The organism is Bradyrhizobium sp. Kon37, assembly GCF_055807535.1.
This window is the reverse complement of the sequence record NZ_JBVVOY010000005.1, coordinates 252569-278409: the sequence shown is the minus strand read 5'-3', so window position 1 is coordinate 278409 and position 25841 is coordinate 252569. Positions and strand designations below refer to the sequence as shown.

The following is a 25841-nucleotide window of genomic DNA, read 5'->3' as shown; positions in this document are numbered from 1 at the left end:
CCTGTCGGGTTCGCGACAGGCGGTTTTCCGGCAGCAGGATGTCATGCGTGCGAGGCCTCGTGATGGTGGCAGCAGGTATCCACGCAAATCGTGCCAAGCCGCCGTTTACGCTCTACGTCGCTGCGGACATAGCGGACGGCAAACAACTTGCAGGAAGGTAGGGGCACGTCGCATTGGGCGACCCGTGCACACCACAAATTGATGAGGAGGCTTCCATGACCTCGATCGACAACACCGCTCTCGGCCCGCTGGACAAGGAGGGGCGATTGCTGAATGCGGTGCTTAAGAGTGAAACAACGAAGTCGGGGCGATTTGGATTTCGAGGCGACATCGCGCTGAAGTTCCAAGCCCAGCTCGCCGACGAGAAACGACCGCCGGATTATTCCATCGAACAAGTTCTTGCAATTGCACAGGAAGGCGAACCAGCCATCCCAGTCCTTGCCGGATACCTGCATTCTTTCGCTTATCTACCCGAGGCCGCGAAGGTGCTGGATGGCAGGCTGAGCCCCAACGGCAGCTATTTCATCTTCTGCAACAACATTGATCTGCTCGCGAAGTATCGCACAAAAATAGGCGACATCACCTTCCGCATTCTGCCTTGCAACGAATCAACCGTATGGAAGGAGATGATGGACCTCGCCGGCATTGACAAGAACGACCTCAAGAAGCTCGGTACCGCCGCGAGGCTCGACTACTTGCTTGATGCGGCCAAGGAAATCGATGGATCATACACGGAGATCTCATACGAGGACGGCCTAGCCAAAATGGAGCCGGTGAAGAACAGAAGCGAAAACCGCCCAGTCTGAGGCATCGCCTCAGACCCCTTTTCTCGCCAGCTCGACAGTCCGCCGCAAGGAGATTCACTGCAAACGCTTCGCCTGCGGCGGGCTCTTTCAAACCTTGGCCATGCACTTCCGGCCCCGCTTTTCGAGCAGATGACAGGCCCACTCTGCTGGTCGTGTGTTGGCCAAGAGCACTGTCGTCATCACGCTGAGGCCAGCTTACCGCGACGGTCCGACTGAGCGGGTCTATCGTGATCAGGACATTCCAAATCTGACCGGTTCATGGTCGCGGTCACACTTCAAAGGCTGATCGACGGTGTGTGGATTGGCTTTGGCGTTGCGCTCCAGGCCTTTGCCGGCCTGAGCGGCGCTGAGATGTCGCGCGAGGAGCGGTCACTATGCTGATGTTCACGGAAGGGCCGCCGGTGATCCGGACATTCCGGGGCTGCGCGATGTCCGTGCTGCGGAAGCCGGCGGCATCCGCGACTGCAGCGACCACGGCTGGATGCAGAACTCGCGCCGACCCGGATGCGCGGTAGCGCACGTGCGAAATCGCCCGATAGAATCCGCCGCAGGGAGTGTGGAGGACGGAGTGGTCGCCAAAGGGGTGGAGGTGCTGGCAACTGTGTAGCAGTGCCCGAGTACCCGTCGCGGTAATCAGCAGCACCCGCGAGGTCGAGCAGGCGGGTGGATTTCCCGTCAGCCTCGGCTTCGGCCACCCAGGCTTAGACCTGTCGTCTCGGCGTGCGCCTGATGACAGGTCCAGCAACAGCCCTGCGATCTGCATGGCGTTCAACGCCGCGCCTTTGAGCAGTTGATCCGCCGCAACGAACATCGAGATCGGATGCCCTGAGGGATCGCTGAGGTCCTTGTGGATGCGGCCGACCAGAACATCACCCTGGTCAGCGGCGGCGATTGGTATCGGACCTCGTTTTTGGTGCGGTCGGACGACCTTCACGCCGGGCGCTTGCGCCATGAACGGGCGCACATGCTCCTCGCTGATCGGCTTCTCGCATTCGAAGTTGATGGGCGCGCAGCACGGGTACGCGCATGCAGGTCACACCAGTCACGATTATCCCATCCTCGAAAAACTTGAAAGTTGGCAATTGAGATTGACAGGCGTGAATTTCAGGAACGCCTTCCTACAGCGGCGCCGGCCCCGCTGGCGGCCGGGTAAGTTGCGCTTATCATGCGCTTGATGCGGTTCTTCTGGTGGATTGGCCAAAGCAGCACCAGCGCCTTGGTCGCGGCGTACTTCGGGTTGGCGATGAGCCCCTTGCGGTCGCGGACGCGGGCCGCATTGATCTCGAGGATCACCAGCGGGAGGTTCGGATCCATTCGGAAAGCGGAGGAGTTGTCGACCACGACAGCGCCTGCCCTAACCGCGATCGGCGCGTCGTTTTGGAGATGCCGTTGCCATCCGAGAACAGGGCGATGTCGTCAGCTCCTCAATCACGACGCCCTTACTCCAGAACGACATCGTCTTGCCGGCCGAGCGGGGGCTGGCCAGCGCTTCAGCCTGCCGGGGCGAAAGCCGCGGTTGTCCGTGAAGGCGTGAATTCGGCGCCCCCCGCGGCGGTGACCGCCGACAATCGCGAGCACGGGGTCGTTACTCACATTTTCCTCCATTTCGGTTTGAGCATGATCTGGTCGGAAACTCGGATTCCACTCTTCCGGATCAGGCTGTGCAGACAACAAAAAAGTGCGGGACCAACGGCAGCGGGGCTTCGGTAGAGCTGGTGCGTTCAGTGGACGAGTAGGCGCGCATGCCTCCCCGGGCCCCGAGAGCCGTGGTGGTCTTGGTCGCGTGTTCGGTGGTCGTGAGCATGACCGCTACTTGGGCGGTATGCTTCGCAAGAATTGATGTTGAGGAGTCACGGATCGATGGTTTGAAGCATTCGAGATCGGACACTCTCAAGTCGCCTTCAGCATTTTCTGAACCGGCCACCTCCTTTTTAGGACAACAAGTTCTGTTCATTATGCTAGCCCAATAGAGCATGGGATCCACGTCTGCGGCGGTGCAACCGGTAGAAGACTGCCAGATCGAACCTCGATGCTGCATTTAAGTTATTCGAAGGGGCGGTTTGTGCCGGCAACGCGAACATAACTGCGTGAGTAATGCTCGATGTGAGTAGCAGATCATAATATCGAGCTGCAAACCAGAGCATGTAAAAACGGCGGAGCCGGCATCCCTTGAATACAAGCTAACGAGACTCCAGCAACGAAGGGCCGCAGGGCGTGGCATCGCTCGTTGTCGGCTGGGTTTTCCTTGTGACCTGCATGTCGCAATCGCCCTGAATGATTCTGCTGGTCGCGAGCGTTTCGAAGGCGCTTAATTGGGCCCGATGGTGCGTCTTCTGATTAACATTTCTCTCATGTCTCCTCCTGCGGCCGGACGTTGGGAGCTCCAGGAGACTTCTCTCGCGGAACCGAACAAGACCCGCCGCAAGAAACCTTCTCGTCCCTGTAGTTGGCCAAGGCTTGGAGCAGCCGCGGCATATAATACTTCTTCGCACGCTCCGCCGCCAATTCCGGCATAGCTTTCGGATCGTCTAGCCACGTCATCGCCCGCTCGATCAGCTCGATCGCATGTTGCTTGTCACCACTCTCGTGGTAGTACTGAGCGACCACCATATAGGAAGAGCAGTTGAGGCCGCCGAAGGCCTGCCCAGGATTGAGGATATGTTCCGAAACATCCCTGCCGATCGCAAAGCGTTCCGCACCCGGAAGCTGCGTATTGTCGTTCTCCGCATTAAAGAGTTGCCTCATCGCGCCAACCAGGCCACTCAACGCCTCTGACTGTTTCTCAATCGCATCTCGAACCAGTTGGCGTAAGACCTGGAAACCAGTCGCCGTGTCGCGCATTTTGTGAAGCAACAGATGCGCATGAATCTCCCGGAAGTGGAGATTGTCCGGCGTCGCGGCAATGCCCTCTTCGACGGCTAATAGCGCTGTCGGCCAGTCCTTTGCTTCCATCGCCGCTCCAATTCTCCGGTGCATTGAGCGTTCGCGCGCTAGGCGCTGGCCTTCCGCAATCCGTTTCGCATCAGCGGATTTAGCTTGATAGCTGCTGCGCCAAGTGCCGTTTATTATTTTCAGCAAGACGTCGTCGAGTGTGATCGGATGACCGATAAAGGCAATGTGGCCGTCGCGGTCGACGACGAACGATGTCGGAATCCCAACAGATGAGCTGGCATCCATCCAAAGCATGTTCATTTCGCCCGTACTGTCGAACCCGATTCGATAGTTCAAATTTGAGAACTTCTCAGTCAACCATACGTCCAACTTGGTGCGAGCCTCATCCGCCGTTGGTGCTCGTTCGCTAGCTGCGACTCCGACGACCTCAAGCCCCTCGTCTTTGTATTTTGCTTGCAGCTCAATGAGATGGGGCATCGCCTCCTCACATGGACCGCACCAACTTGCCCAAAATTCGACGATGTACACTTTCCCTGGCTGGAAGTTCGTAATGGGGTCGCCACGCAGCCAGTTCTCGACTTTGAGCGAAGGAGCCGGGGTCGCCATGCACAGCACCATCATTTCTTCTCCAAGTCAGTTGTTGCGAGAGCTTGTCTCTAAACTAAGTTAGCAACCACCGTGCCAGGCGCTCCGCGCGCACTAAGCACATGAAAAAGCTTTGAAAAACATCCACACGCCCAATAGGTCCACTGTAGACTGACATGCTTTGCGTGAGCGTCAGTTCGGGCACGCATCGCGCCCTTCCGGTCGCCAAAACGCGAATGCGCATCCGCGAGCCGCGACGTAGGCTTCGCCGTAACCCTCGGCGGCGGGCTCGGGGCGCTGAGCGAGTTAAGGATCACCCCTTACTGCCGCGCGATCTAGCTGGGGTGCCCAAGGCCGCTCACATCTCCTGCCGAGTGTCTCTTGATCTGGCGCAAAGGCGGAGACTGCGCGCGCAGCCCTGAACAAGGCTATGCTAGTCAGCCGACAGGCTACTCACGAGCATTTCTGCCGCACTGATGGGCGGTGACCTGTCCATTGATTGGCACGTGCATTGATCAGTTCGACCCAGCGCTCCCGTGTTATGCGGGTTGCCTTGGACGTGCGGTTCCGGACAATCTCAAATAGGGTGGCCGCGTACTGGCTGCTCCAACCTGGCTGGGGGCATGGTGGAGCAGAGTTAGCCGCGCGTAATCAATACAGTGAGAACGACGTGAAACCATGCAGAATGTCGCAACCAAAGTCACCTAGCCCATCAACTCCTTGCGCCGTGGTTACTGTGGTCCGCGAGCACGAGACGGCGCGGTCGTGTCATTTGATCATTTGACCGATCCCCCCGAAGGACAGCCAACAATCCATGTTCGGGCACGGTCAGCTCAGGAAAGCTGGGTTGGCGCCAACAGAGCAGGTTGGATGTCGCACGTTGGTGAATAGCAAATGAATCTCCGGCTGGGCTTCGATATTTGAACATCGCACCGTAGATGTCGTCGGCTCGATACCGGATCTCCCGACTTGCCTTCGTCTCTGGCAAAGCAGCCCTATTGATACCGGAGAACGTCGCTTCAAGCCCGTGACGCGTGCGTCTGGCAGTTTGTCGGACACACCCGCGCGCAGGCGCTGCAGCCGATGCAAGCGCCTTCGTCATTCAGCACCATGACCTTTTTTTCGAGCTCATCGTCCTCCTCATCGAGATCGATGATTTGGCCAGCCTCGCTTAGCCCCTTCAGCGTCATGACCTCGCGGCCGCAAACCTTATAGCAGCGGCCGCAGCCGATGCACTTCTTGAGATCGATAGAAACCAGGTAATCCGGTTCCCAACTGCGGCCGTCGCGGGTCCTAAATGACATGGCTCGAGATCCGCTATGCTTTGTCTAGCGCTTGGAGATTTTGGCGCTTGCTTTCGAGCTCGCTGAAGGCAACGTGGGCCTTCTGCGCCACACTCAGGATCGAGCACCAGTTGACCGGCAGCTCCTCGGAGAGGTCGTGGAGGTCCATCTTGGCTTGGGTCGCCTTCGCCGACAGCTTCTTTATTTCCGCTTTCAGCGCTTCAACATCGTTCATGCTTGCCTCAATAATTCGCCACTTCCGGGAACTTACGGATCATCTCAACGCCACTGTTGACGAATTTGTCGCCTTGATCAGCGAGATCAGAGAAATGGTTGAAACCAAAGCGATGCACGTCGCGCAGCTGCTTGCTCACGACAACGAGCCGACCGCCGATCAACACGATCCGACCGAACCCTTCGTTGTGCATCTTCAGCATTGGCGAGATCATCACTCCGGTCGCCTTCTCGATCGAGAGCGCAACCGCGTTAAAGAACAGCTCCAGCCGCCATGTCGTCTTGGGGTCGGGATTGCCGACAATAGGCAGCGCACGGCGCTTGTGCTTGTCGAGGACGTAGGGTTCGAGCAAATCGAGATCCTTCTTGCCCTCCCAGGCACCGTGGGAGTCCTGGGCGCGCCAGATCTTGACGAGCTCTTTCAGAAATGGCCGCTCCGCTGCCGCGGCGGCTGGAGTGACTTCGGATGTATCTCCCATCCTCGTTCCTTCAGGTTTCGAAATCCACTGTACGTTCCGGGTCTTTGGCGAGCAGCTTCCGTAGCCAGGGCGGCGGCGAGCCCTTCAGCACGGTTTCGAGTTTGACGCAAAGTTCGTCGATGGGCTCTGGTTGCAGCACCTTCATCGGATGGATCTTGCTCGCGACGACTCGTGCAGCACCCGAGCCGCCGATCGCCGCAACATAGAGGATTGCGCAGTCCCTGATCGCCTCGATCTTGGGCGCTAGCTTATCCTCATTGCCGTCTTCCGTGAGGTCACCACCGAACTGGATCGCCTCAATAAACCGATGCCCCTCCGGGCCGACCTCGTAGATCGCGATGTTCTTGGCCCAGCCGAAGTGCGCATCGACATGCTTCAAGTCCTGAGTGGCAAATGCAACTTTCATCCGTGTTGTTTTCTCTCCCTGCTCAATGCAACCCAGGCGAATCGACCTGCAGGCCAGAGTTGGTGAATCGCCAGCTGTCAGGCGTCGGCCGATGGTTGATCTCTCGGTCGGTGATGATGAGATTGGCGATATCAAAGATCAGGTCGCGCGTGCCGCGATAACCAACGATTGTGAGGTGCGCAGCCCCAAGGCGATCGAACATGGGAAAGCCTACCCGGAAGAATGGAACATTGAGTCGCGAAGCCGCCTGGCGACCATGTGAATGGGACATCAAGAGGTCGCAGTCACGCGACTTGGCAAGCTCTTCAAGATCCTCCAGATCGCCGATCAGGACGTCCGCGGTCCTGACCCGCTGCAGCACCGGTGAGTTCGTCGTCGTCACCGCAGCAGTGACCTGCGCCCCCATCTCATGGAGCGAGCTGGAGAGATCAAATAACAAGTCCGGCTCGGCGCCGATCGCGAGCTTGCGGCCGCCGATATGGAAATGAGCATCCAGCATGGCGTCTGCCAGCTGTCCACGCTGCCGGCGATACTTCGAGGGTACTGACCGGCCGGTGATCTGGCTCAAGAACGCAATAAATTCGTCGTTTGGGATAAGGCCACAGAGCCGCTCGAATAGACGGAACGGCGCGCCTGTCCGCACCTGCATGGTCTCGGCCGCACCGCGCATTTGCGCGCCGATCGCGATCGTCCAGGCCACCTGCCCCATGGTCGCAATTTCGTCCACTCCAATCCCCCCGATCGTAGTCGGCGTGAATTCGTCGGGGATGTGGCCGTCCAGCGAACCTGCAAGGTCCGGCAGGAAGGAGGGCTTGAGACCGAAATCCTCAAAGATCGTGCGAAGCTCGTCGAGGTCGCCGGGCGTGAGGTGGCAACCAGGTAGCACGTTAACGCGGGACGCATCGCGCGGTCTCGCTGGATCGAACGGAGTCACAAGCACCTCGATCATCCGCGCCACCGTCTTGCCCCAGCCATCCTGAAAGGTATCCTTGAAATCCGGAGTCGAGACGTAGACAAGGGGGAGCTTTTCGAGCTGCGGGTGCTTCTGTCGGATCAGCCGGATGAAGGCTTCGACGTCATCGCCGTTGGTTTCGGTGACCCCAGTCGAATTGATGCCAATGATCTCGGGCGCGACGCGATTGTAGATGTTGAGGATTGCCTGTTCGAGATTCTCGTGGCCGCCGAGCACGGTCGCAACCTCGCTCATAGCAGTTGTCTGCATCGGCACGGCTTCATTGAAATGGCGCACGAACAGCGTCAGCCCAAAAGAGGCGCATCCTTGCGGGCCGTGCAAAAGCGGCATCGCGCCGCGCAACCCCATGAAGGCAAATGAGCCGCCGATCGGCTGGCTCATCTTGAGCGGATTGACCGAACAGGCTTTCTTCGAGGTAGTGACGATCGGCATGTCCCTACTCCGCCGCCTGCAGTGCCGCCGGCTGGAGATCGGAAGGAATGTCCTTGCAAGCAATGCAACGCCCGCTGGAACTGGTGAACGGCTTGGTGGGCTCGCCGAGCTTCGGGCCATGCGGCGCAATCGCGCTCTCACCCTCGCTGGCCTCAGCTTGATTGGAAAAACTTATCGTCCTGACGCTGTTCCTGCTCGGGTCCCGAACTGGATCCGCGGCTTGCGCATGCATCTGCGCAGCCGTCCTTGCCTGAAGATTCCGGTCGAACTCATCCCATGGCGCGGCTTGGCGGAGCTGATCCCATATCGGATTGTAGAGCGCCTTCTCGATCTCCTCCATGAGCTTGAGAATCCCGACATAGCCCATATAGGCGTGGCAGCGCTCCTGGTTGATATCGAGCCACGGCATCGCCGCCTTTAGTGCGACGAACTGCGACTTGCCGCCCGAGAGCATGATATCGGCTTTTGCGTCCTTGAGCATCTTGTAGATCTCGCGAGGCGACATGTCCTCGATCATATGGGCGTCCTGGCCCATTAATTCCTTGATACGTTCCTTGTCCTTCTTGGTCGATTTCTTCACGGACGTGCCGACGATCTCGAGCCCGGCCTCCTGCAAGGCGGCCACCATCGACCAGGATTTCACACCGCCGGTGATGAGAACAACCCTCTTGCCGGCAAAGCGCGGCTTGAAACGTTCAATCGCAGCCCAGGCCTTGGTCTCTTCGCGTGCGATCAGGGCTTGCGTGCGTTCCATCAGCTCAGCCGGCGCACCACTCTCGATCAGCATGCGCGCGATCTGGCGGAGTGAATCGCTGGTATCCTCAATACCGTAGAAGGAGCCTTCAAAAAACGGGATGCCGTAGCGCTGCCTCATCTTGCGTGCGACGTTGATCATTGCCCTTGAGCAAACCATCATCGCGGCTTTGGCTCGGTGCGAATAAGCGACCTCGCGATACTTGCCGTCCCCCGAGATGCACGACAGGATCCGAATTCCGAGCTCATCGAGCAGGGGCTTGACCTGCCAGAGCTCGCCGGACAGATTGTATTCGCCGATGATGTTGACATCATACGGCGTCGTGTAATCGGGCTCTCCGGTACCGATGACATGCTCCAGCAGTGCTTCGCCAGCAAGCTTGTTACCAAGATTCTTCGACCCGACAAATCCCGGTGAATTGATGGGAATGACCGGTTTGCCGAATTTGGCGGAGGCCGCCTTGCAGACCATATCGATGTCGTCCCCGATCATTGCGGGCACGCATGTCTGGTAGACGAAGATGGCCTGCGGGTCGTATTTCTCTGTGATCTCCTTGACTGCCCTGTACAGCCGCTTCTCGCCGCCGAAGACGATATCGGTCTCGCTCATGTCTGTGGTGAAGCTTCTGCGCCATAGATCGGAGCCGGAGGAGACCGAACCACGATTGTCCCAGGAATTGCCCTCACAGGCGATTGGACCATGCACAAGATGGGCGACATCGGTGAAGGGCTGCAGCGCGACTTTGGCGCCATCGAAGGCACATCCGCCCGCGGCGCCGCCCGGCTTGAGCTGCTTGGTGCAACCATTCCTGCGCTCGACGTTCGACTTTCTCGCGTTCCTGGCGCAGCCCGGTTCGTTAAAGACGTCCTGTATGGTCGTGGGAAGCGAAGTCATGGTGTCTCTCTCGGGGATGTCAACACACCGCAGACCACAAGGAGGGACGGCGGACAACCTGTGATCCCCGCCGCAGCGCCGCTGTTCCTGCGGGCGATGAGGCGGGGAGCTCGCCTTAGCGTATGATGTCGAAGCTGTAGTCTGTCTTGCCAACCGAGCTGGTCTTTCGATCGATCTCATCAAAGATCTTGTCGAGAATCTTGACCAGCACATTCATGCTCCCCTGATAGCCCCACACTGGATAACGATGGTGATGATGGCGATCGAAGATGGGAAAGCCGATGCGGATTAGCGGCGTTCCGGTGTCACGCTCGAGATACTTGCCGTAGGTGTTACCGATCAGGAAATCGACTGGCTCTGTGAACAGGAGCGAGCGCATGTGCCAGAGATCCTTGCCTGGGAAGGCGCGGCAGTTTTTACCGAAGGGCGAGCTCGCGAACAGCGCCTGCATCCTCTGCTCCCAGGCCTTACTCGCGTTCGTCGACAGCACGTGGGTCGGCTCAGCGCCGAGCTCCAGCAGGAATGCGGCCAAACCATAGCAGAGGTCTGGATCGCCGTAGATCGCGAACTTCTTGCCGTGAACATGCGCGCTAGAATCAGCCATTGCGTCTACCAGGCGCCCGCGCTCCTGCTCCAGCGCATTTGGAATTGCCTTGTTGGTGATACGTGACAGTGTCATCAGGAAATCGTCCGTGGCGCTGATGCCCAGCGGGTGATTGAAAGCGACGACCTCCTGATCGTGCCCTTTGATGAAGGACAACGTCTTCTCCGTGCAATATTGCTGCATGGAAATGGTTGCCTTGGCGTGGACTGCGTTCGCGGCATCCTTTAATGTAGTGCCTCCATCATACATGCGGAACTCGCCGTCCGTGGGGGTATCGAACACGTCACTGTTATCCGCGAGGATGGTGTAGCCGATGCCCATCAGCTCGAAGATACGCTTTATCTCACGGACATTTCCGACAGTGTAGCCGTCGAAGCCACCGATGAAGTTGATCGTGTTGTTCGCTTTGCGCTCGAGTTTTGGGGCCGTGCCGGCTTTGCCATCCCAGAAATGCTCGAGGATGCCCTTGAGCGTGTTGTCGTAGCCAGTAACGTGGCTGCCGACGAACGCAGGAGTGTGAGCGAATGGTACGTCGTAGTCCGCTGGGACTGAACCTTTTTCCTTTGATGTTTTGATGAAGGCATTGAGATCGTCGCCGATGACTTCCGCCATGCAGGTCGTGGCGACCGCGATCATCTTCGGCTTGTACATGCTATAGCTGTTGGCAAGCCCGTCCGTAAGATTGTTAAGCCCTCCGAACACGGCCGCGTCTTCCGTCATTGACGAGGAGACGCACGAGGTCGGCTCCTTGAAGTGCCGTGACAGATGGCTGCGATAATACGCGACGCAGCCCTGTGAGCCGTGGACGAACGGCAGTGTGCGCTCGAACCCGAGGGCGGCGAACACCGCACCCAGCGGCTGGCAAGCCTTCGCCGGATTAACGGTTAGCGCCTCGCGGGCGAAGTTCTTCTCGCGGTACTCGGACGTCTTGGACCATTCTTTGATGCGATCGACGTCGGCGGGATCATGCGGATTCTCAAATAGCGCCTTCTTCTTGGCCAGCATCTGCTGGTATTCGTCTCCCCGGAAAAGCTCGGAGTGGTCGAGTATGTGTTCGGCGTTCTGTGTCATCATAGCACTCTTTGGGTTCTTGCGTTCGTTCTCCTGCCCTTCCCCTCCTTTGCGGAAAGAAACGGCCCGGGGTCGGCTTCCTATTCCGCGGCCATGAGGCTCGGCTGCGGAGCGTCCTTCCAAGGTGCCGTGGTCTTCCCCCAGATCGGGGAGTTAATCGCCATGTCCATGTCGCGGGCGAAGATCGCGAAGCCGTCATAGCCGTGGTAAGGACCCGAGTAGTCCCAGGAATGCATTTGGCGGAACGGCACACCCATTTTTTGGAAGACGTATTTTTCCTTGATACCGGAGCCGACCAGGTCTGGCCGGATCTTTTCGACGAAGCGCTCGAATTCGTAGCCGGTGACATCGTCGTAGATCAGCGTGCCATCTTTGACGTAGTGCTGGGCGGTGCGTTGGTAGTCATCGTTATGCCCGAACTCATAGCCCGTGCCGACAACATTCATGCCGAGGTCCTCATAGGCGCCGATGACGTGGCGAGGACGTAAGCCGCCGACGAACAGCATTACCGTCTTGCCTTCAAGCCGCGGCCGGTATTTCGCGATCACAGCATCGACAAGCGGTTGATATTTCGCGATGACGCGTTCGGCGCCTTGCTTGATCTCGTCATCGAAGAAGCTCGCAATTTTTCGCAGCGACTCCGCGATTTTGGAAGGACCGAAGAAGTTGTACTCGCACCAGGGAATCCCGAATTTTTCCTCCATGTGCCGTGAGATGTAGTTCATCGAGCGATAGCAATGCAGTATGTTGAGCTTTGCCTTCGGCGTCGCCTCCAATTCAGCGAGAGATCCATCCCCGGACCACTGGGCGATGACGCGTAGGCCCATTTCTTCCAGCAGGATTCGTGACGACCATGCGTCGCCGCCGATGTTGTAGTCGCCGATGATCGCAACATCATATGGCGTCGGTTCAAATTTAGGGCTGGTCTCTGGGACGCTCTTGTCAAAGATCCAATCCCGAACGGCGTCGTTCGCGATGTGATGGCCGAGCGACTGCGACACGCCACGGAAGCCCTCGCACCGCACAGGCACGATGGTTTTGCCGCCATATTCCTTCGATTTTTCTCGGGAGACCGCCTCGATATCGTCACCGATCAAGCCAATCGGACATTCGGACTGAATGGTGATGCCCCTGTTGAGAGGAAATAGCTCCTGGAGCTCATCGATGAGTTTCGTGACCTTTTTATCGCCGCCGAACACGATGTCCTTCTCCTGAAAATCGGAGGTGAACTGCAGTGTCACGAACGTGTCGATGCCGGTCGTCCCGACGTAGTAGTTGCGCCGCGAGCCCCACGAGTACTGACCGCAGCCGACCGGACCGTGGCTGATGTGGATCATGTCCTTGATGGGTCCCCAGACCACGCCCTTGGAGCCCGCATAGGCGCAGCCGCGGATGGTCATCACGCCGGGAATGGACTTGATATTCGACTTGACGCCACAATCCGACTTCCCCGCCTCGTGAACACTGAGATGCTTGGCGCGCCTTTTGGCGGTCTTCTCGGGGTAGACCGTCAACACCTCATCGATTAGCTGCTTGTTGCGCGCCTTGATCTCTGCAACGCTTTGGGTAGGTGCTCGGCTCATACAGGTTTCCTTTTCGATTGTGGTCTCAACAAGAAGCGACGCTTTTGCGGTAGACCGACGGATTTTCCGATCCGGCGTTCAGGTAAGCGTGCAATCTGCGTGGGCGGTCCTACCGATCGCAACTTCGCGACGTTCATGCCGCAGCGGTAGCTCATCTCGGCTGAGCGGTTAGGAGCGCCATGTGTGACGCTGTCTATCGATGACCATGACGCTTCTCGGTGAAGTCATGCCTGCTCTCCAGCGGTTGGTCATATCGGCTTCTTTATTCACTCGCGCGCGATCACGGGGCATGTCCCTGTGCACGGGATGCAAAGGACTAACAGCCGCCTCCTGCGCAGGGGTCTGCAACGAGTGTGCCAGCGCCGGTCGAATAGAAAAAGCAACGTTTATAGAGCTAGATAGCTGCCGGATGCGGATTGTTATAAACCTGACCCTGTCTGCCACCGACAAGCGTAGCCGCAACGCCCTGTCTGAAACAAAACAATCGGTTACGCTCTCCACCAGCGGCGTGGCTGGAGTCTGGCCGCGCCGACGTCACTCCGATGCGCAGCCTTGCTTCGTACGCGCCGATCCAGCGATCGCAAACACCATCCGTTCGAAGCGGTTTCAGCGGGGTTAGATGTGCCCATCGTGCTCGCGATCCTACCCCGAGCAAGAATCGCATCGAGCGCTCCACCACCTGCTGCAGATGTCTCCACAAGAACCCAGTTGCCCAGCAGCAGTCCTCTTCCATTTCCGTGTGGTCTCTCGCTCCGGCGTTCTTTTATTTGATACTGTGGAGAGGCGCGCTCGGAGGGGCGAACAGCTGACGCCGTGGAGAGCACGTAAGCTGATCAATTCCCAAGCAGCGCGGCAGCTTAAACTCCGCAAACGGTCACCTTGGGCTTGCCCGGATTCGAATTTGCCGGCTACGACACAGGGCGCTTCCGCATCAAACAATCTGCAGGTTTTTGCGTTCGGCGTAGTTCGACGAAGGGGAAGATCGGATTCTGACGCGTCAGACAGTTTGAGCGGATTCACGGAAAGGCCGGCAGCTTCGCAAGTGTCGGCAGTCGAGATAGGGCAGGTCGAATGCGGACCACTGGTCGATTTATCCTTTCTCGTTCCAGGACAGGATCGATTCCTTACGCTTACCTCCGTTGCTTGGTATATCAATCGCCATTGAAACCAGTTTTGCTAACGCGCTCCGCCAGCATTTTTGCAGAACAGCATGCCGATGGTCCACTTGAACGGTATTTTTCTTGCCTAGGTAATTTATGGTAAAAAGGGCCAAGACCTCGGAGCGAAGTGCTCAGGTGCGGATTTCACGCATTGCAACGATTGTAAATTGGTGCATCACCACTGTTACGGGATAATAGCGCTTGGGTTCGTGGGACTTGCGCGCAAGGACATACCCATCACGGCGCTGTCGAATGCAAATCCTGAAATTATTCAGGTTGCCATTCTGAGGGTTTATATTTCGTGCTAGGCTTACGGGACGAGCATCGACACGAAAATCCAGGGTGGAAGCTATGCGGACGACCCACAGGGAGGACGTGTCCGGACCGGATCAATTGCTGCTCTCGCCTTTCTCGCGGTTGTTTCAGTCCTTTTGCGTCCTGAATGAGATGGAGGAGAAGTTCACGTTAGAACCGGCCATCGGGCGCGAGCGATCCCGAAAGCCCAGGGGTCGGCGGCGGCGTTCTTCAAGATGATCAGCTTCGGCTTCCGTGACGGACCCTGTTCGTCGATGCCGCGCTTCGCGAGGAGTATGAACGGCTCCACTTCGAAAATCGACGCCGCCAAAGATCGGTTACTTGCCGCATTGAAGCTCGAGGGAGGGACGAAGAAAGTATCGCCCAATCGCTCACCTTGAACATCACCGAGCACCGGCAGTTCGGGATCGGACTCATCGCTGCCATCGTCGCGCTTTCCGCTTTGATCAGCATGTCCGCTGGGCTGGTTGGACTGATCCCACTTGGTACCTTCTCCCAACCATCACCGCCTTCTAGGTTCGGCATCACTACGCCTGGGGCCATCCTGAACGTCGTCATTCGCATGACCGCGCTCAGCTAAATTGATTCTCCGTGTCAGTGCCGATTGTCCTCGAAATCAGCATTGGACGCCATGTCACGGCATTCGGTACTTGGGCTGGCGAAGACTCCAGCCGGGATCCCGCTCTAACGATGTCTGCCCTCTGGATGGAAGATGCCCGTCGAGCAAGCGGAGATCATCTCCTCCGAATCGATCGCTCTGCCTCGCGCACCTTTCGCTTCTGTAGGGACGAGTTGGCTGCTGCACTAAGCCGCCGCGCCGGTTCACGACCTAGCGTTCGACCCGTTGATCTTCCCTTTTGAGCTTCTCGCGCTCCTGCTGAAGCGCTTCGGTCTCTCGGGCGACTTCGCGTCCTTCCCAGTTGGTCCTGGAAATGCTGGCGGGTCTCGGCGAGAACAGCGGGGGCGAAGGATTCAGTCAGCCGAATCTCGATTGCAGATCGGGCACTGCAGGGTGAGTTCATGAGCGCTTTTGCCGCCGTCGGGTTAGATGTCATGAACCCTCCGTTTCGGCAGCTCTTAGGCCCGAATAAACGTGATCCGGCCCCCTTCGCCACGCTTCCGATGTGGCTTTACCTTTATTTCGACGTCCTGATCGAACGCCGCCAGCATGCGCAGCAGCTTTCCACGGAAACCAACTTGAACTGCCCTCGAAGCAGCTTGGAGATGTTGGGCTGCTTCACGCCGACGAGCTTCGCGGCTTCGGTCTTGAGTGATCTCCCGCTCCGCCATCAACCGCTTCAGTTGAACAATGAGGGCTGCCTTGAGTTGGTACTCGTCGGCGTTCGGGAGGCGGTTGGCCGGCAACTTCTTCTTCGTGCTCATGATCGAGCTGCGTTTATTCCGTGTTGATCGTTCCGTGTCGCGCAGGCGCTGCCATGCGAGGCCAGATCGTCCCATATGCGGATCGGCGGCCAAAAGAGCTGCTGATCGGACCGCGTGAAGGTCAATTTGAACGCTCTACCGCGCTCGAGTGTCTTCGGAGTTTTGGCTTAACCTGTTGCGGGTGTGCTCGTCTTGGGGAACCGCATATACAGGCCGGGGAGCACATATATGTGTGCTTAAGAGTATGGAGCCTGCGGAATTCAGCGTAAGACACGCGTCACTTCCATAGAAGAGATTCTGGCCAATCTGTGAACTCCAACTCGAAGCTACGTAGGCCGGTGGGTTTTGTCGTGAATTTAAGGGTCTTCCCTGAAAGCTCGGCCAATGAACCAGATGCGAATGTGAAAACTGTCGTGCCGGAAGTTGCGACCCCAATGTCTTGCTCGCCTTCCATGCTAGAGAAGTCGGTCGCCTCGGAGAGTTGCCCAAGTGCAACTCCCTCCAGCGCGTGGTGAAATTCCATGGAGGCCAAGTATGTCCTTTTGTCAGCAGCCCACTCGCTGACTGACACTGCTGTGATCCCCGCGTCGGTCAAGAGACCACCTGCGATCCGGCAGCCATATTGAACGGTGAGAATAACCCGCTCATTCCGAACTCCGGCCGGCTCTCGATCGGCGGCAGTGATCGTGCACGCGTACCGCCTAGTTTCCGCAACCGCCCCCATGCCTAGCCCGATCCACTCGAGAGCGGAACATAGTACAAAAGCGAGAGCGGGTCTTATCATTCGACTGCACCTGATCTGAAATATCGTTCCCTGCTCTGTACAATCTGACGCTACGGGCGATTCAAGCTCCTTCGATCGCTCTGCCGGATCAACGTTACTCAGGTGACTGCGGTGTCGCAGAAGCGAGGCGAGCGGTATCCCCCGGCAGTGCCCTTGGATGGGGCCGGAACGATTTCATTATCGGTGCGCAGCGGGCAGCACGTCGGTGAACCAAGGCTATGGGCCGAGCTTTTCAGGTCGGCGGCGGCCATGAGGGGCGCGACGGCCCGCGGCGCCGGAGCGCTACATTCCTGACCCAGGCGCAGGCGCTCTGTGAGCGGACGCTATTTAACGCGGAATGCTCCCGCGGCACAGGTCCTGAAATTTTGCTTCACAATCTCAATGTAAAAGGAAATGTGGCCGAGACGAGCCGTTCAAAGGCAGACTGCCGCTCAAGCAGACGCTCTTCGAGCATCTTACGCTGGAGATCATCTAGCTCGCTTTGAAGCCTTCTGCGACAACGCCAAATGTCATTCCGTACAGATCTGATCTCATTCAAGCGCTCGTCAATCGAAGCCATCACGGATACCGTATCCAACTTAAACCAGCCATGGACGAGTGCTCAATCGGTCCTTCCTCGCTAACACGCCGATAGATCTCAGGACTTGGGCCATCCGCGGACATGATGTCACGATCTCCTCCCAACGTGTCCTCTTGTATCGGCGTCTTTCAACGCAAGAGCACGAAGTAGCGGTTGCTCCTGCAGAAGTTCAGCTTATTTCGCCCTCACCACCCCGCAGGATTTCAAAAGCTAGCAGCAGCCCGTGAGTGGGCCGACTAGGTAATCCAACCAACACCCGCCGGATCAGGGGTCAGGCCGGCCCCTGTCGAATTGGAGTAGCGATTAATCGGACGGTCGCACCGTCAAACTCTGGGCAGCCGCGCCTTTCAGACTTGAGCACGGCAATTGCCATGCCAGCGAACCTCAGGTGGAATTGAAACAAGCCATGTTCGGTTCTGAGGCTCGTCCTTACAAACGAGCCGGGCTTCGTGGTGACGGCGCGCCAGAGCGGCCTGGATATAAGTCGGAGAGGCTTCAGTCGGCTGGGCTCGGCGAAATCGTGAACGATGCGCACCGCCGGGCGCCTCTCAGTGTCTCGCCCAGCTGCGTAGGTCTTGTTACCGCCGTTCCCGCGTGCGGCCGGCAAGCTAGCAAGCGAACCTCACCACAATAGTATCTACGATCACCTCTAGCCGGGCCTGGCGCTTGTGGCATCTGTGACACTGAATGTAGTGATCACACCAAGACGTCAGACTTTGTTTGTTCGTCCGGACCCGTTCTACAACTAAATCAGCAACTTGCATCTCGGACGCAACTGGCATCGCAGTTGCTAATTGTCCAATGACACCGTGAGCGCTGAGCCCGGCCACCGGAGTAAGACGGATACATCAATTTTGCGGGAGGGTATTGGCCAACCAATCGCTTGATGGAGCACCGATGCGGCCACCGGACAGCTTACTGCTTGCGGCACACTTGTTGTTGTCAGATGGACCATCACGCCGAACGTTGAGGCGCTAGGCTGATCAACCAACAGAAAGGCCGCGATCTAAGCTCAAAGCGAACTCGCGAATCACGTAAGCCCCTCAAGCCCGTGCGTGAACGCCGGCGGCCAGCTGCAAAGTCGCACATTTTGATGCAGCCTCGCTTCAGATGATCCGCTGCATGCTGCGCCGGACCGTCGAGGAACGGGTGGCATCGCTTTCGACGGTTTCCTTGCTTAACAATCAGAACTAATGAGGCGGTGTATGAACACGTCAATCTCGGAGCTTCGCCTTGTCGCTGAAGCATCTATTTTAGCTATTGGGCTGCTGATGTCGTCAGGAGCTAACGCCGACGATGATCTGATGAGAAACGCCAAGCAGATCTTCCATCCAATACCCTCGGCCATTCCTGCAGTAAAAGACAATCCAGTGACGCATGGAAAGGTCGAGCTTGGCAAGATGCTGTTCTTCGATCCGCGGCTATCGGCGAGCGGAATCATTAGCTGCAATACGTGCCACAATCTCGGCACCGGCGGAGTCGATGCCGGTCCGACCTCCGTTGGTCACGGCTGGAAGGTCGGCCTGCGCCGGGCCCCAACTGTCTACAACGCAGTGTTCAATGCGGCGCAATTTTGGGACGGACGCGCCGCGGACCTCAAGGCGCAAGCCACCGGCCCTGTGCAGGCGAGTGCCGAAATGAATGCGACTCCAGATCATGTGCTCGGTATCTTGAACTCAATGCCCGGCTACGTCGTCTTGTTCAAGAACGCTTTTCCGAACGAAGCGAGACCGGTCACCTTTGACAATTTTGCGAAGGCGATCGAGGCTTTTGAAGCGACTCTCATTACACCTGCGGCTCCATTCGATCAGTATCTGGAGGGCAATACACGTGCTCTCGATGATCAGCAGAAGTCAGGGTTGGCACTGTTTATGGCGAAGGGATGTTCCTCTTGCCACAATGGAATCAATCTCGGTGGACAGGCCTACTTCCCGTTCGGCGTGATGAAAAAGCCGGACGCAAGCGTGCTTCCGGACGCCGATAAGGGCCGATTCGCGGTTACCAGGGCGGCTGGCGACGAATATGTCTTCCGCGCGGCGCCATTGCGGAACGTCGCGTTGCGAGCCCCTTACTTCCATTCGGGCCAGGTTTGGAGCCTGAAGCAAGCTGTTGCCCTAATGAGTGACATCCAGCTCGGCGCCAAGCTTAGCGATAGGGAGGAAAACGACATCGTCGCATTTCTGAATTCGCTGACCGGTCGGCTGCCTAGGATCGAATATCCGGTACTACCAACGCGTACCAACACGACACCAAAGCCTTCAATAGACAGATAGCCTTAGCAGCACCGGCGTCATTCCCTGATGAAGAGCAACAGAGGCGACGCAAGAAACCGGCCTCCCCGCAATGACGTCTAAATGAATGATGCTGTGCTGTCACTCATCACCACGCATACATAAAAATGCCCGGCCTCGAGGGGAGGCCGGGCAGAAGTCACGCAGGAGCGACGCTGCTTTCCGCATCGCACCAGCTTTCGTCGGTAGGGAGGACTACCGGCGACCGATTTACGGCGAGGGCACTCGCCGTCAAAACAAGAAGCGGATATCGCTCCGCGCAACTTAGCGAGCCGCTTGCTTTCCGCTTCTGTCGGAAAGTTCAAGACTTGCCACCACTTGCCAGCTGTCCGGTTGGCAAGGGGAGCCTTGATGGAGCTGGGATCCATCGCGCAGGCGGTTTGGCCGCCGTGTCCTGAAACTCAAGCGTCAGTTTGCTGTCACGCGGGAGCATCGCCCCCAACGCCAGCAAATCTTCCCGAAGCCCGCGCCAACGCGCCAACGCGCCAATTACGTATGAAATTCCGGAAGGGCGGTAAAATAGATTGTTGTGATGGGACGCATCCACGCGATGGATAAATGAAGCGATAGGACCGTGGTTCGCGTCGAGCGTAAGTGACTTGGAATATGTCACCGGTAAGGCCGGCATGCTGTCGTCCGCCGGATTCGAGCTTGTCGCCGGCTGTGTGGGATCACCTCCGCCGAAGCAGACCGGCAGTCGCAAGCGCTGGAAGCTTTGGGAGTTCGCAAGATATCGCGACCTCCCAACGCGCGTGGATCTTATTCACAAATACGTTGGCGACACGCTGCGTACGATCATGCCTCACTCCGCAACTCGCGTGCGGCGGCCACCATATTGACGAGCGCGGGACGCACCTCCTCCCACCTTCGAGTTTTCAGTCCGCAGTCGGGATTGATCCAGAGCTGCCGATCGGAAACCCGCTGCCGCGCCAACACAATCAGCTGCTTGATCTCAGCTGCTGCGGGAATGCGCGGTGAATGAATGTCATAGACGCCCGGCCCGATCTCATTAGGATATTTGTAGTTCTTGAAAGCGTCGAGCAATTCCATTCTAGAACGGGAAGCCTCGATTGAAATGACGTCGGCATCCATAGCTGCGATCGCATCGATGATTTCGTTGAACTCGGAATAGCACATGTGCGTATGGATCTGAGTTCCGTCAGCGACAGCGGAGGAGCAAACGCGGAAACTGTCCACTGCCCAATCGAGATAGTCCTCCCACTGCGATTTGCGCAGCGGCAATCCCTCCCGCAACGCAGCCTCGTCGATCTGGATCATGGTCGCTCCAGCTGCCTCAAGGTCGATGACCTCGTCTCGGATCGCGAGAGCGATCTGTCGGCATGTCTCGCTCCGCGGGATGTCGTCACGGACAAACGACCAGTTCAGGATCGTCACTGGTCCGGTCAGCATAGCCTTGACGGGTTTTTTGGTCAGAGACTGCGCATGTCGCCACCATTTAACGGTCATGGGCTTCGGGCGGGAGACATCTCCAAACAGGATAGGAGGACGAACGCACCGCGAGCCATAAGACTGAACCCAGCCGTGCTTGGTAAACGCGAAACCCAACAGCTGCTCGCCAAAGTATTGAACCATGTCATTGCGCTCGAACTCACCGTGTACGAGCACGTCCAGGCCGATATCTTCCTGCCAATGCACGGTATGGGCTGTCTCCGCTTTCAGAAGCTGCTCGTACTGCGTGTCATTCAGCGCTCCCCGCGCATGAGCTGCACGCGCATTGCGGACGTCCGCCGTTTGCGGGAAGGATCCGATGGTTGTGGTTGGAAACATCGGCAATGCGAAGGCGACGCGCTGGACGTCGGCGCGCTGGGCGAACGCACTGCGACGGCGACGCATGCTATCGTCGATCGCGGCCATTCGTCCGGCGACGTTCGCACTATGGATCTTCGGCGATGTTTCGCGGGTGACGGATGCATCCTCTGAGAGGGCGAGTTCATCCGCCACGTCGGCAGCCTGGCCGGCCAGCGCTTTGCCCAATATCGAAAGTTCCTTGATCTTCTGCACTGAGAACGCCAGCCACGTCTTCAGATTGGGATCGAGATCGGTCTCTAGCTCAATGTCGGTGGGAACATGAAGTAGCGAGCAGGAGGGAGCAATCTGAACACGGTCCCTGCCCAGTTTTTTGACCATAGGAGCGAGCTGGTCGAGCAGCGCGGGCAGATTGGAGCGCCACACGTTGCGACCATCAACGACGCCTAGCGAGACCACGAGATCTCCACGGGCTCTGGCGACAATCGCGTCCAACTGGCCGGGTGCCCGAACCAAGTCGACATGGAGTCCGGCAACGGGCAAAGCCAAGACTGTCTCAAGATTGTCGCCGACACCTCCAAAATACGTGGCCAGCATGATTTTTAGGGGCGGTACGGCGTTAACGAAATGAGCATAGGCCCGGCGGACAGCCGCCCGAGATCCTTCGTCGACGTCCATCACTAGGCATGGCTCGTCGAGCTGAACCCATTCAGCGCCGCGCGAGGCTAGTTCGCGGAGAACATCGACATAGACGGGGAGGAGCCGATCAAGCAGCGAGAGCGGATTGAATGCGGGATCTACGCTTTTGCCGAGCTTCAGGAAAGTGACTGGGCCCACTAGGACGGGCCGCGTCTGATAGCCGAGGCTTCTTGCCTCCTCATATTCCTCGATCGGCTTCCGAGAGGCAAACTTAAAGATCTGATCCTGGTGAAATTCCGGCACCATGTAGTGGTAGTTCGTATCGAACCACTTCGTCATCTCCTGTGCGGCTACGCCGGGCCCATGCTGAGCGTGGCCACCGTCCTGAGCGCCACGCGCCATGGTGAAGTAGGTTTTGAGCGACACAGGACCTTCGGTCCAGCCATAAACGTCGGGAATGGCGCCGACCATCAGGCTGGTATCGAGTACATGATCGTAGAGCGAGAAGTCATTCGAAGGAATGACGGTCGCACCGCGGGATTTCTGCCGTGCCCAATTAGCGGCACGAAGTCCACTCCCCGCCTCGAGGAGCTCGGCTTCGCCGGACTTTCCCGCCCAGTAGCTCTCGAGCGCGAATTTGAGTTCGCGTCGTGGGCCGATGCGTGACGTCCCCAGTGTGGCAACGGGAAGCGAAAGGATTGACATAGCCTAGACCCCATGTTGGGGCAAAGGCCATGGCGGACGCAGACAGCGAACATCGCGTGAGCGACAACTGCTTGGCGCACACCGGGACGCCCCGCCCGTGGACGATATCTTGTCGAGGCAGGTCTACTGGCTCACAGGTCGTCGCTGCTGTCCGGCCTTCCCGAAGCCGCATGGCTTCAGTGACTTCGTTGGACAGCGGCTCGCCGCTTACAGTTGCGGGGGCAGCGCCGGCATTGCACCGGCTTCCCTCTTAGCTCCGGATCAAACGAAATCCGGAGACCGCGACGGCTTGAATTATGCGCACGAGGATCGATGCGTCAACCTACCGATTCTCGCTGCGATATTGCCCAAGCGATTACGAGCGCACTAGGCGGGTACGACGGTCTTGCTCGCGGCCTAGTGAACACGCCCGGATCTGTGGAGGCTCCGCTTGTGAAATGCATTCGCTCCCCGCTCGCGTAACGGTTGAGCTCCACCACCGGAACGAACCCGGGCCGCTTTCGGTATCTGTGTGATCGCGAGGAGGCGACCTTTTCCGTCAGCAGCTTTTCGAACCTGCGCGTCAGGAAGGTGCGATCATCCTCAGCCGGCATCCGTTTGGTCACAGCCCACGAGGGCTCCCTAGAAATTTCGAAAGCCGGATTGCTCCAGGACCGCACGGATGATCAGGTCGGCTCCATGGGTGTTCGGCGAGCCCGCGACCAGGCACGAGGTCGTCCGCCTCCGTGAGGTTGGCCAAGATGATCTTCTCGGTGCACTAGGTGTTCACGTGCTGAGCGACTTTTGCGCCGGCTTCGATGCGTCCGTGGCCGCTCGACGCCGGTCTGCCTCGCCTCGACTCGCGGCCAGCGACGATAGGCCTTAACGCGGCCACGGAGCATCGAGGGCCTTGTCCTTGTTCGTGACAAATTCGACGGTGTCCTCCGAGAGAGCCCTTTGAGGGGGTCCTCGGAGTCGCTCAGCGTCTTAAGCTCATAACGATGTTAATCGACCTCGATGCGCCCCATGCGGTCGTGGTCTCCTCAAGGTCCCACATCTACAACTTCGTTCGCGAAATCGAGCGATGAGGCCTTGGTCGCGGGCTGCCTATCCTGTCTTGGACGGGACACAGGTGTCAGGGACCGGACAGACCACCGCGCATTGCGGCGTGTCGCAATGGCCCTCGCACTCCGTACATTTTTTGGCATCGATAACGTAAATGTCGCGCTTCAGACTGATCGCCGCGTTGGGACACTCGAACTCACATGCGCCACAAACGGTGCATTGCGAAGCGACGATCTTGTAAGCCATGCGTTCCGACTCCTTAGGCGAGCGATGCCATGGGCGATCCCTTTCAAATGCCGTGCCAAACGCAGACGCGCTCAATGTTGGGCAATTTGCCCAATTCGGCTGTCCCCGGTCTGAGACCATGTTGCGTCGGCGACAGCAACAGGTCGCTTCAATTTCAGGCTACGAGCCACCGGGCCCTCTTGCGAGAGTCAGTCGCGACTTGACGCTGGAAGCGTCCGTCGGTTTGTTTGGCACGTCAGCGCGGGGGCAAGCGAGGCTGACGCTTCCTCCACCGGCGGCGACAAAAACCCGCGAACGGACGCAGGTCTACGTCGGATCTCGGCAAACCTCCGGTCACACACCCCGACTGGAGGTTTGTGCAAGCCTCGCTCATGGCTGCAACGCTAGCTGCGCGGAGGACTCGCTGGAGGCTTGCCAAAACGGGCTTGTGGTATAACAAGCTTCGGAGGGAAATGAAGTGGCGGCGGGACGAGCGACACTGGCCTTGCAGACCGACTGAATTGCACTCAGCCTCATGCCTGGTGCCGAGTAGGCATGGCGGTGCTCGCGAGCGTCGCTTGGCCGCACTCAGCCACTCGCAACTATTTTGGACGAGCTGGAGCAGGGTTGAAAGATGACTGTGCAAATTGCTTCAGTGGCATGGCTTTTCCGAACAGATGGCCCTGCGCAAGGTCGAAGCCGAGTTCGGCCACAGCGATTAGGTCAGCCTGGCTCTCCACACCTTCGGCGACGGTGCGCACATTGTACTCTTTGGCTAGATCGACGATATGGCGGCACACCGTTCGCTTGAGGGGCCCATTCGCGCAGCCGCCGACGAACTGACGATCTACTTTCAATTTCATGAACGGGAATTTTGTCATCCCCATCAGCTGCGGCCAATTGGCACCGACATTGTCGATTGCAAGGCCAATGTTGTGAAAGCGAACCTCACGCGCAACCTCGACCAGGAGATCTAGGTTCTGGATCGCTTCCACGCTCTCGATTTCAATCGTCAAACCGCCGAAAGCTGCGTGCGACGGCATGCGCCGACAGAGATCGCGTACCGCCTGCGGGTCAATCAGGAATGCTGCCGGGAGATTGATGGAGAGATCGATCGAAGTTTGCTGCTCCAGAAGATACTGCCAATCCTTGATCGCGCGGTCGATCACGAACTGCGACAAGTTCCTAAAATGAGGATCGTGAGATTCCGGGATGAAATAGGCCGGTGGAACAACGCCCCAGGTCGGGTGTCGCATTCGAAGATGAGCCTCGGCGCCGCGGCGGCTAAGGGTACACGCGTCAAACTTCGGCTCATACCAGAGCTCAAGCCAGCCAGCGTGTAAGGCTTCTCCGACATGGACCGCGGGACGGGGCGCCGGCTCTCTTGGCAAGAGCATGCCGATCCGATCGCGCAACGTCTCGGCTGCAAACGGCGCCCTGAGCGGCGGCAGCATAGCAAGTCCATATTCACTACCGACCTGCTGCACTGCCGCCATGATGATCGACTCGCGCGCTCCGAACGCCAGCACTCGGCCTGCAAATTCTTCGCGTACCAGTATCTCGAGCAATCGTCCAGGCTCGATGCGGTCCGAGCCAATGCCGAGCAGGATCAGATCAGGGAACTCCGTGCGGAGTACGTGCGGCAACTCGTCAGCAGTCCTGCATTCGCTGATAACAAATCCCATATCCTCCAGCACATCCCGTAGAAAGGCGCGCAGATGCCGCTTACCGACGGCCAGGCACGCCCGCGGCCGCACCTTACGTTGCCCGAAGATTACAGGTTTCCCTCCCACCAGTTCGGCCTGCCCATGTTCCATCGCAACCACTCCTGTTCCGTGACGGTGCCTTAAACGAGGAGCGAAGGTCCAAACAAGCTGTGCTTCCCGATATCTTTCGATTGTTCGAGATAAGCTTAAGATAGTGCATTGGTGTGCAAAATCTTTCGCGATCTT

At 58.1% G+C, this 25841-nt stretch carries 16 protein-coding genes, 2 pseudogenes and 1 riboswitch; of the genes and pseudogenes, 3 read left to right on the top strand and 15 right to left on the bottom strand.

The genetic code is table 11. The features are described from left to right. Nucleotides 1-215 precede the first annotated feature (215 nt). Nucleotides 216-806, top strand: a complete 591-nt coding sequence (locus AC0L3J_RS14775) for a hypothetical protein (RefSeq protein WP_007605617.1) — start codon at nucleotides 216-218, stop codon at nucleotides 804-806. Nucleotides 807-1548: 742 nt separating this feature from the next. Here AC0L3J_RS14775 and AC0L3J_RS14770 read toward each other — a convergent pair. The 12 genes and pseudogenes from AC0L3J_RS14770 to AC0L3J_RS14715 all read right to left on the bottom strand — a co-directional run. Further along, nucleotides 1549-2411 (bottom strand): annotated as a pseudogene (locus tag AC0L3J_RS14770) (aspartate-semialdehyde dehydrogenase); the annotation flags it as partial. A gap of 744 nt (nucleotides 2412-3155) precedes the next feature. Continuing rightward, nucleotides 3156-4316, bottom strand: coding sequence for a TlpA disulfide reductase family protein (locus AC0L3J_RS14765; RefSeq protein ID WP_083843299.1), 1161 nt, complete (start codon nucleotides 4314-4316; stop codon nucleotides 3156-3158). A 986-nt stretch (nucleotides 4317-5302) separates the two neighbouring features. Further along, nucleotides 5303-5587, bottom strand: a complete 285-nt coding sequence (gene fdxB / locus AC0L3J_RS14760) for a ferredoxin III, nif-specific (RefSeq protein ID WP_473347461.1) — start codon at nucleotides 5585-5587, stop codon at nucleotides 5303-5305. A gap of 13 nt (nucleotides 5588-5600) precedes the next feature. After that, nucleotides 5601-5801, bottom strand: a complete 201-nt coding sequence (locus tag AC0L3J_RS14755) for a CCE_0567 family metalloprotein (protein ID WP_473347460.1) — start codon at nucleotides 5799-5801, stop codon at nucleotides 5601-5603. A gap of 7 nt (nucleotides 5802-5808) precedes the next feature. Next, nucleotides 5809-6279: a NifX-associated nitrogen fixation protein gene (locus AC0L3J_RS14750; protein ID WP_473347459.1), complete on the bottom strand. Its 471-nt coding sequence runs from the start codon at nucleotides 6277-6279 to the stop codon at nucleotides 5809-5811. Nucleotides 6280-6289: 10 nt separating this feature from the next. After that, nucleotides 6290-6685, bottom strand: coding sequence for a nitrogen fixation protein NifX (nifX, locus tag AC0L3J_RS14745; RefSeq protein WP_085394603.1), 396 nt, complete (start codon nucleotides 6683-6685; stop codon nucleotides 6290-6292). A 22-nt stretch (nucleotides 6686-6707) separates the two neighbouring features. After that, entirely contained in the window at nucleotides 6708-8090 is a 1383-nt protein-coding gene (nifN, locus tag AC0L3J_RS14740) for a nitrogenase iron-molybdenum cofactor biosynthesis protein NifN (protein ID WP_473347458.1), read from the bottom strand. 4 nt (nucleotides 8091-8094) lie between these two features. Further along, complete coding sequence (gene nifE / locus AC0L3J_RS14735) at nucleotides 8095-9738, bottom strand: nitrogenase iron-molybdenum cofactor biosynthesis protein NifE (RefSeq protein WP_473347481.1); 1644 nt, start codon at nucleotides 9736-9738, stop codon at nucleotides 8095-8097. Between the two features lie 115 nt (nucleotides 9739-9853). Further along, a complete protein-coding gene (gene nifK / locus AC0L3J_RS14730) occupies nucleotides 9854-11413 on the bottom strand; it encodes a nitrogenase molybdenum-iron protein subunit beta (protein WP_473347480.1) in 1560 nt (519 codons plus the stop codon). Nucleotides 11414-11493: 80 nt separating this feature from the next. Next, the gene (nifD, locus tag AC0L3J_RS14725) at nucleotides 11494-12996 is read right to left on the bottom strand and encodes a nitrogenase molybdenum-iron protein alpha chain (protein WP_473347457.1); all 1503 of its coding nucleotides are present in this window, start codon (nucleotides 12994-12996) and stop codon (nucleotides 11494-11496) included. A gap of 1620 nt (nucleotides 12997-14616) precedes the next feature. Then, nucleotides 14617-14970: a hypothetical protein gene (locus AC0L3J_RS14720; RefSeq protein WP_473347456.1), complete on the bottom strand. Its 354-nt coding sequence runs from the start codon at nucleotides 14968-14970 to the stop codon at nucleotides 14617-14619. A 578-nt stretch (nucleotides 14971-15548) separates the two neighbouring features. Beyond that, nucleotides 15549-15854 carry an XRE family transcriptional regulator gene (locus AC0L3J_RS14715; protein ID WP_341850297.1) on the bottom strand — a complete coding sequence of 102 codons (306 nt, stop codon included), beginning with the start codon at nucleotides 15852-15854 and terminating at the stop codon, nucleotides 15549-15551. A gap of 2031 nt (nucleotides 15855-17885) precedes the next feature. Here AC0L3J_RS14715 and AC0L3J_RS14710 point away from each other — a divergent pair. After that, nucleotides 17886-18023, top strand: a pseudogene (locus tag AC0L3J_RS14710) (hypothetical protein); the annotation flags it as partial. A gap of 400 nt (nucleotides 18024-18423) precedes the next feature. Then, entirely contained in the window at nucleotides 18424-19491 is a 1068-nt protein-coding gene (locus tag AC0L3J_RS14705) for a cytochrome-c peroxidase (RefSeq protein WP_473347455.1), read from the top strand. Nucleotides 19492-20304: 813 nt separating this feature from the next. On the opposite strand, the gene metE is transcribed toward AC0L3J_RS14705, so the two are convergent. The 3 genes from metE to AC0L3J_RS14690 form a co-directional block, all read right to left on the bottom strand. Then, complete coding sequence (metE, locus tag AC0L3J_RS14700) at nucleotides 20305-22620, bottom strand: 5-methyltetrahydropteroyltriglutamate--homocysteine S-methyltransferase (protein ID WP_473347454.1); 2316 nt, start codon at nucleotides 22618-22620, stop codon at nucleotides 20305-20307. Between the two features lie 99 nt (nucleotides 22621-22719). Next, nucleotides 22720-22919, bottom strand: a riboswitch (cobalamin riboswitch). A 787-nt stretch (nucleotides 22920-23706) separates the two neighbouring features. After that, nucleotides 23707-23910 (bottom strand): 4Fe-4S binding protein, encoded by a 204-nt coding sequence (locus tag AC0L3J_RS14695; RefSeq protein ID WP_007600001.1) that lies wholly within the window; start codon nucleotides 23908-23910, stop codon nucleotides 23707-23709. A gap of 581 nt (nucleotides 23911-24491) precedes the next feature. Beyond that, entirely contained in the window at nucleotides 24492-25706 is a 1215-nt protein-coding gene (locus AC0L3J_RS14690; RefSeq protein ID WP_473347453.1) for an EAL domain-containing response regulator, read from the bottom strand. Nucleotides 25707-25841: the final 135 nt, after the last annotated feature.

Excerpts from the sequence above, each read along its gene's own strand:
- nifX (WP_085394603.1), bottom strand. The coding sequence starts at position 6,685 with ATGAAAGTTGCATTTGCCACTCAGGACTTGAAGCATGTCGATGCGCAC.
- fdxB (WP_473347461.1), bottom strand. The coding sequence starts at position 5,587 with ATGTCATTTAGGACCCGCGACGGCCGCAGTTGGGAACCGGATTACCTG.
- AC0L3J_RS14765 (WP_083843299.1), bottom strand. The coding sequence starts at position 4,316 with ATGGTGCTGTGCATGGCGACCCCGGCTCCTTCGCTCAAAGTCGAGAAC.
- AC0L3J_RS14690 (WP_473347453.1), bottom strand. The coding sequence starts at position 25,706 with ATGGAACATGGGCAGGCCGAACTGGTGGGAGGGAAACCTGTAATCTTC.
- AC0L3J_RS14750 (WP_473347459.1), bottom strand. The coding sequence starts at position 6,279 with ATGGGAGATACATCCGAAGTCACTCCAGCCGCCGCGGCAGCGGAGCGG.
- AC0L3J_RS14755 (WP_473347460.1), bottom strand. The coding sequence starts at position 5,801 with ATGAACGATGTTGAAGCGCTGAAAGCGGAAATAAAGAAGCTGTCGGCG.
- nifD (WP_473347457.1), bottom strand. The coding sequence starts at position 12,996 with ATGAGCCGAGCACCTACCCAAAGCGTTGCAGAGATCAAGGCGCGCAAC.
- AC0L3J_RS14705 (WP_473347455.1), top strand. The coding sequence starts at position 18,424 with ATGAACACGTCAATCTCGGAGCTTCGCCTTGTCGCTGAAGCATCTATT.
- AC0L3J_RS14775 (WP_007605617.1), top strand. The coding sequence starts at position 216 with ATGACCTCGATCGACAACACCGCTCTCGGCCCGCTGGACAAGGAGGGG.
- AC0L3J_RS14695 (WP_007600001.1), bottom strand. The coding sequence starts at position 23,910 with ATGGCTTACAAGATCGTCGCTTCGCAATGCACCGTTTGTGGCGCATGT.
- metE (WP_473347454.1), bottom strand. The coding sequence starts at position 22,620 with ATGTCAATCCTTTCGCTTCCCGTTGCCACACTGGGGACGTCACGCATC.
- nifN (WP_473347458.1), bottom strand. The coding sequence starts at position 8,090 with ATGCCGATCGTCACTACCTCGAAGAAAGCCTGTTCGGTCAATCCGCTC.
- nifK (WP_473347480.1), bottom strand. The coding sequence starts at position 11,413 with ATGACACAGAACGCCGAACACATACTCGACCACTCCGAGCTTTTCCGG.
- nifE (WP_473347481.1), bottom strand. The coding sequence starts at position 9,738 with ATGACTTCGCTTCCCACGACCATACAGGACGTCTTTAACGAACCGGGC.
- AC0L3J_RS14715 (WP_341850297.1), bottom strand. The coding sequence starts at position 15,854 with ATGAGCACGAAGAAGAAGTTGCCGGCCAACCGCCTCCCGAACGCCGAC.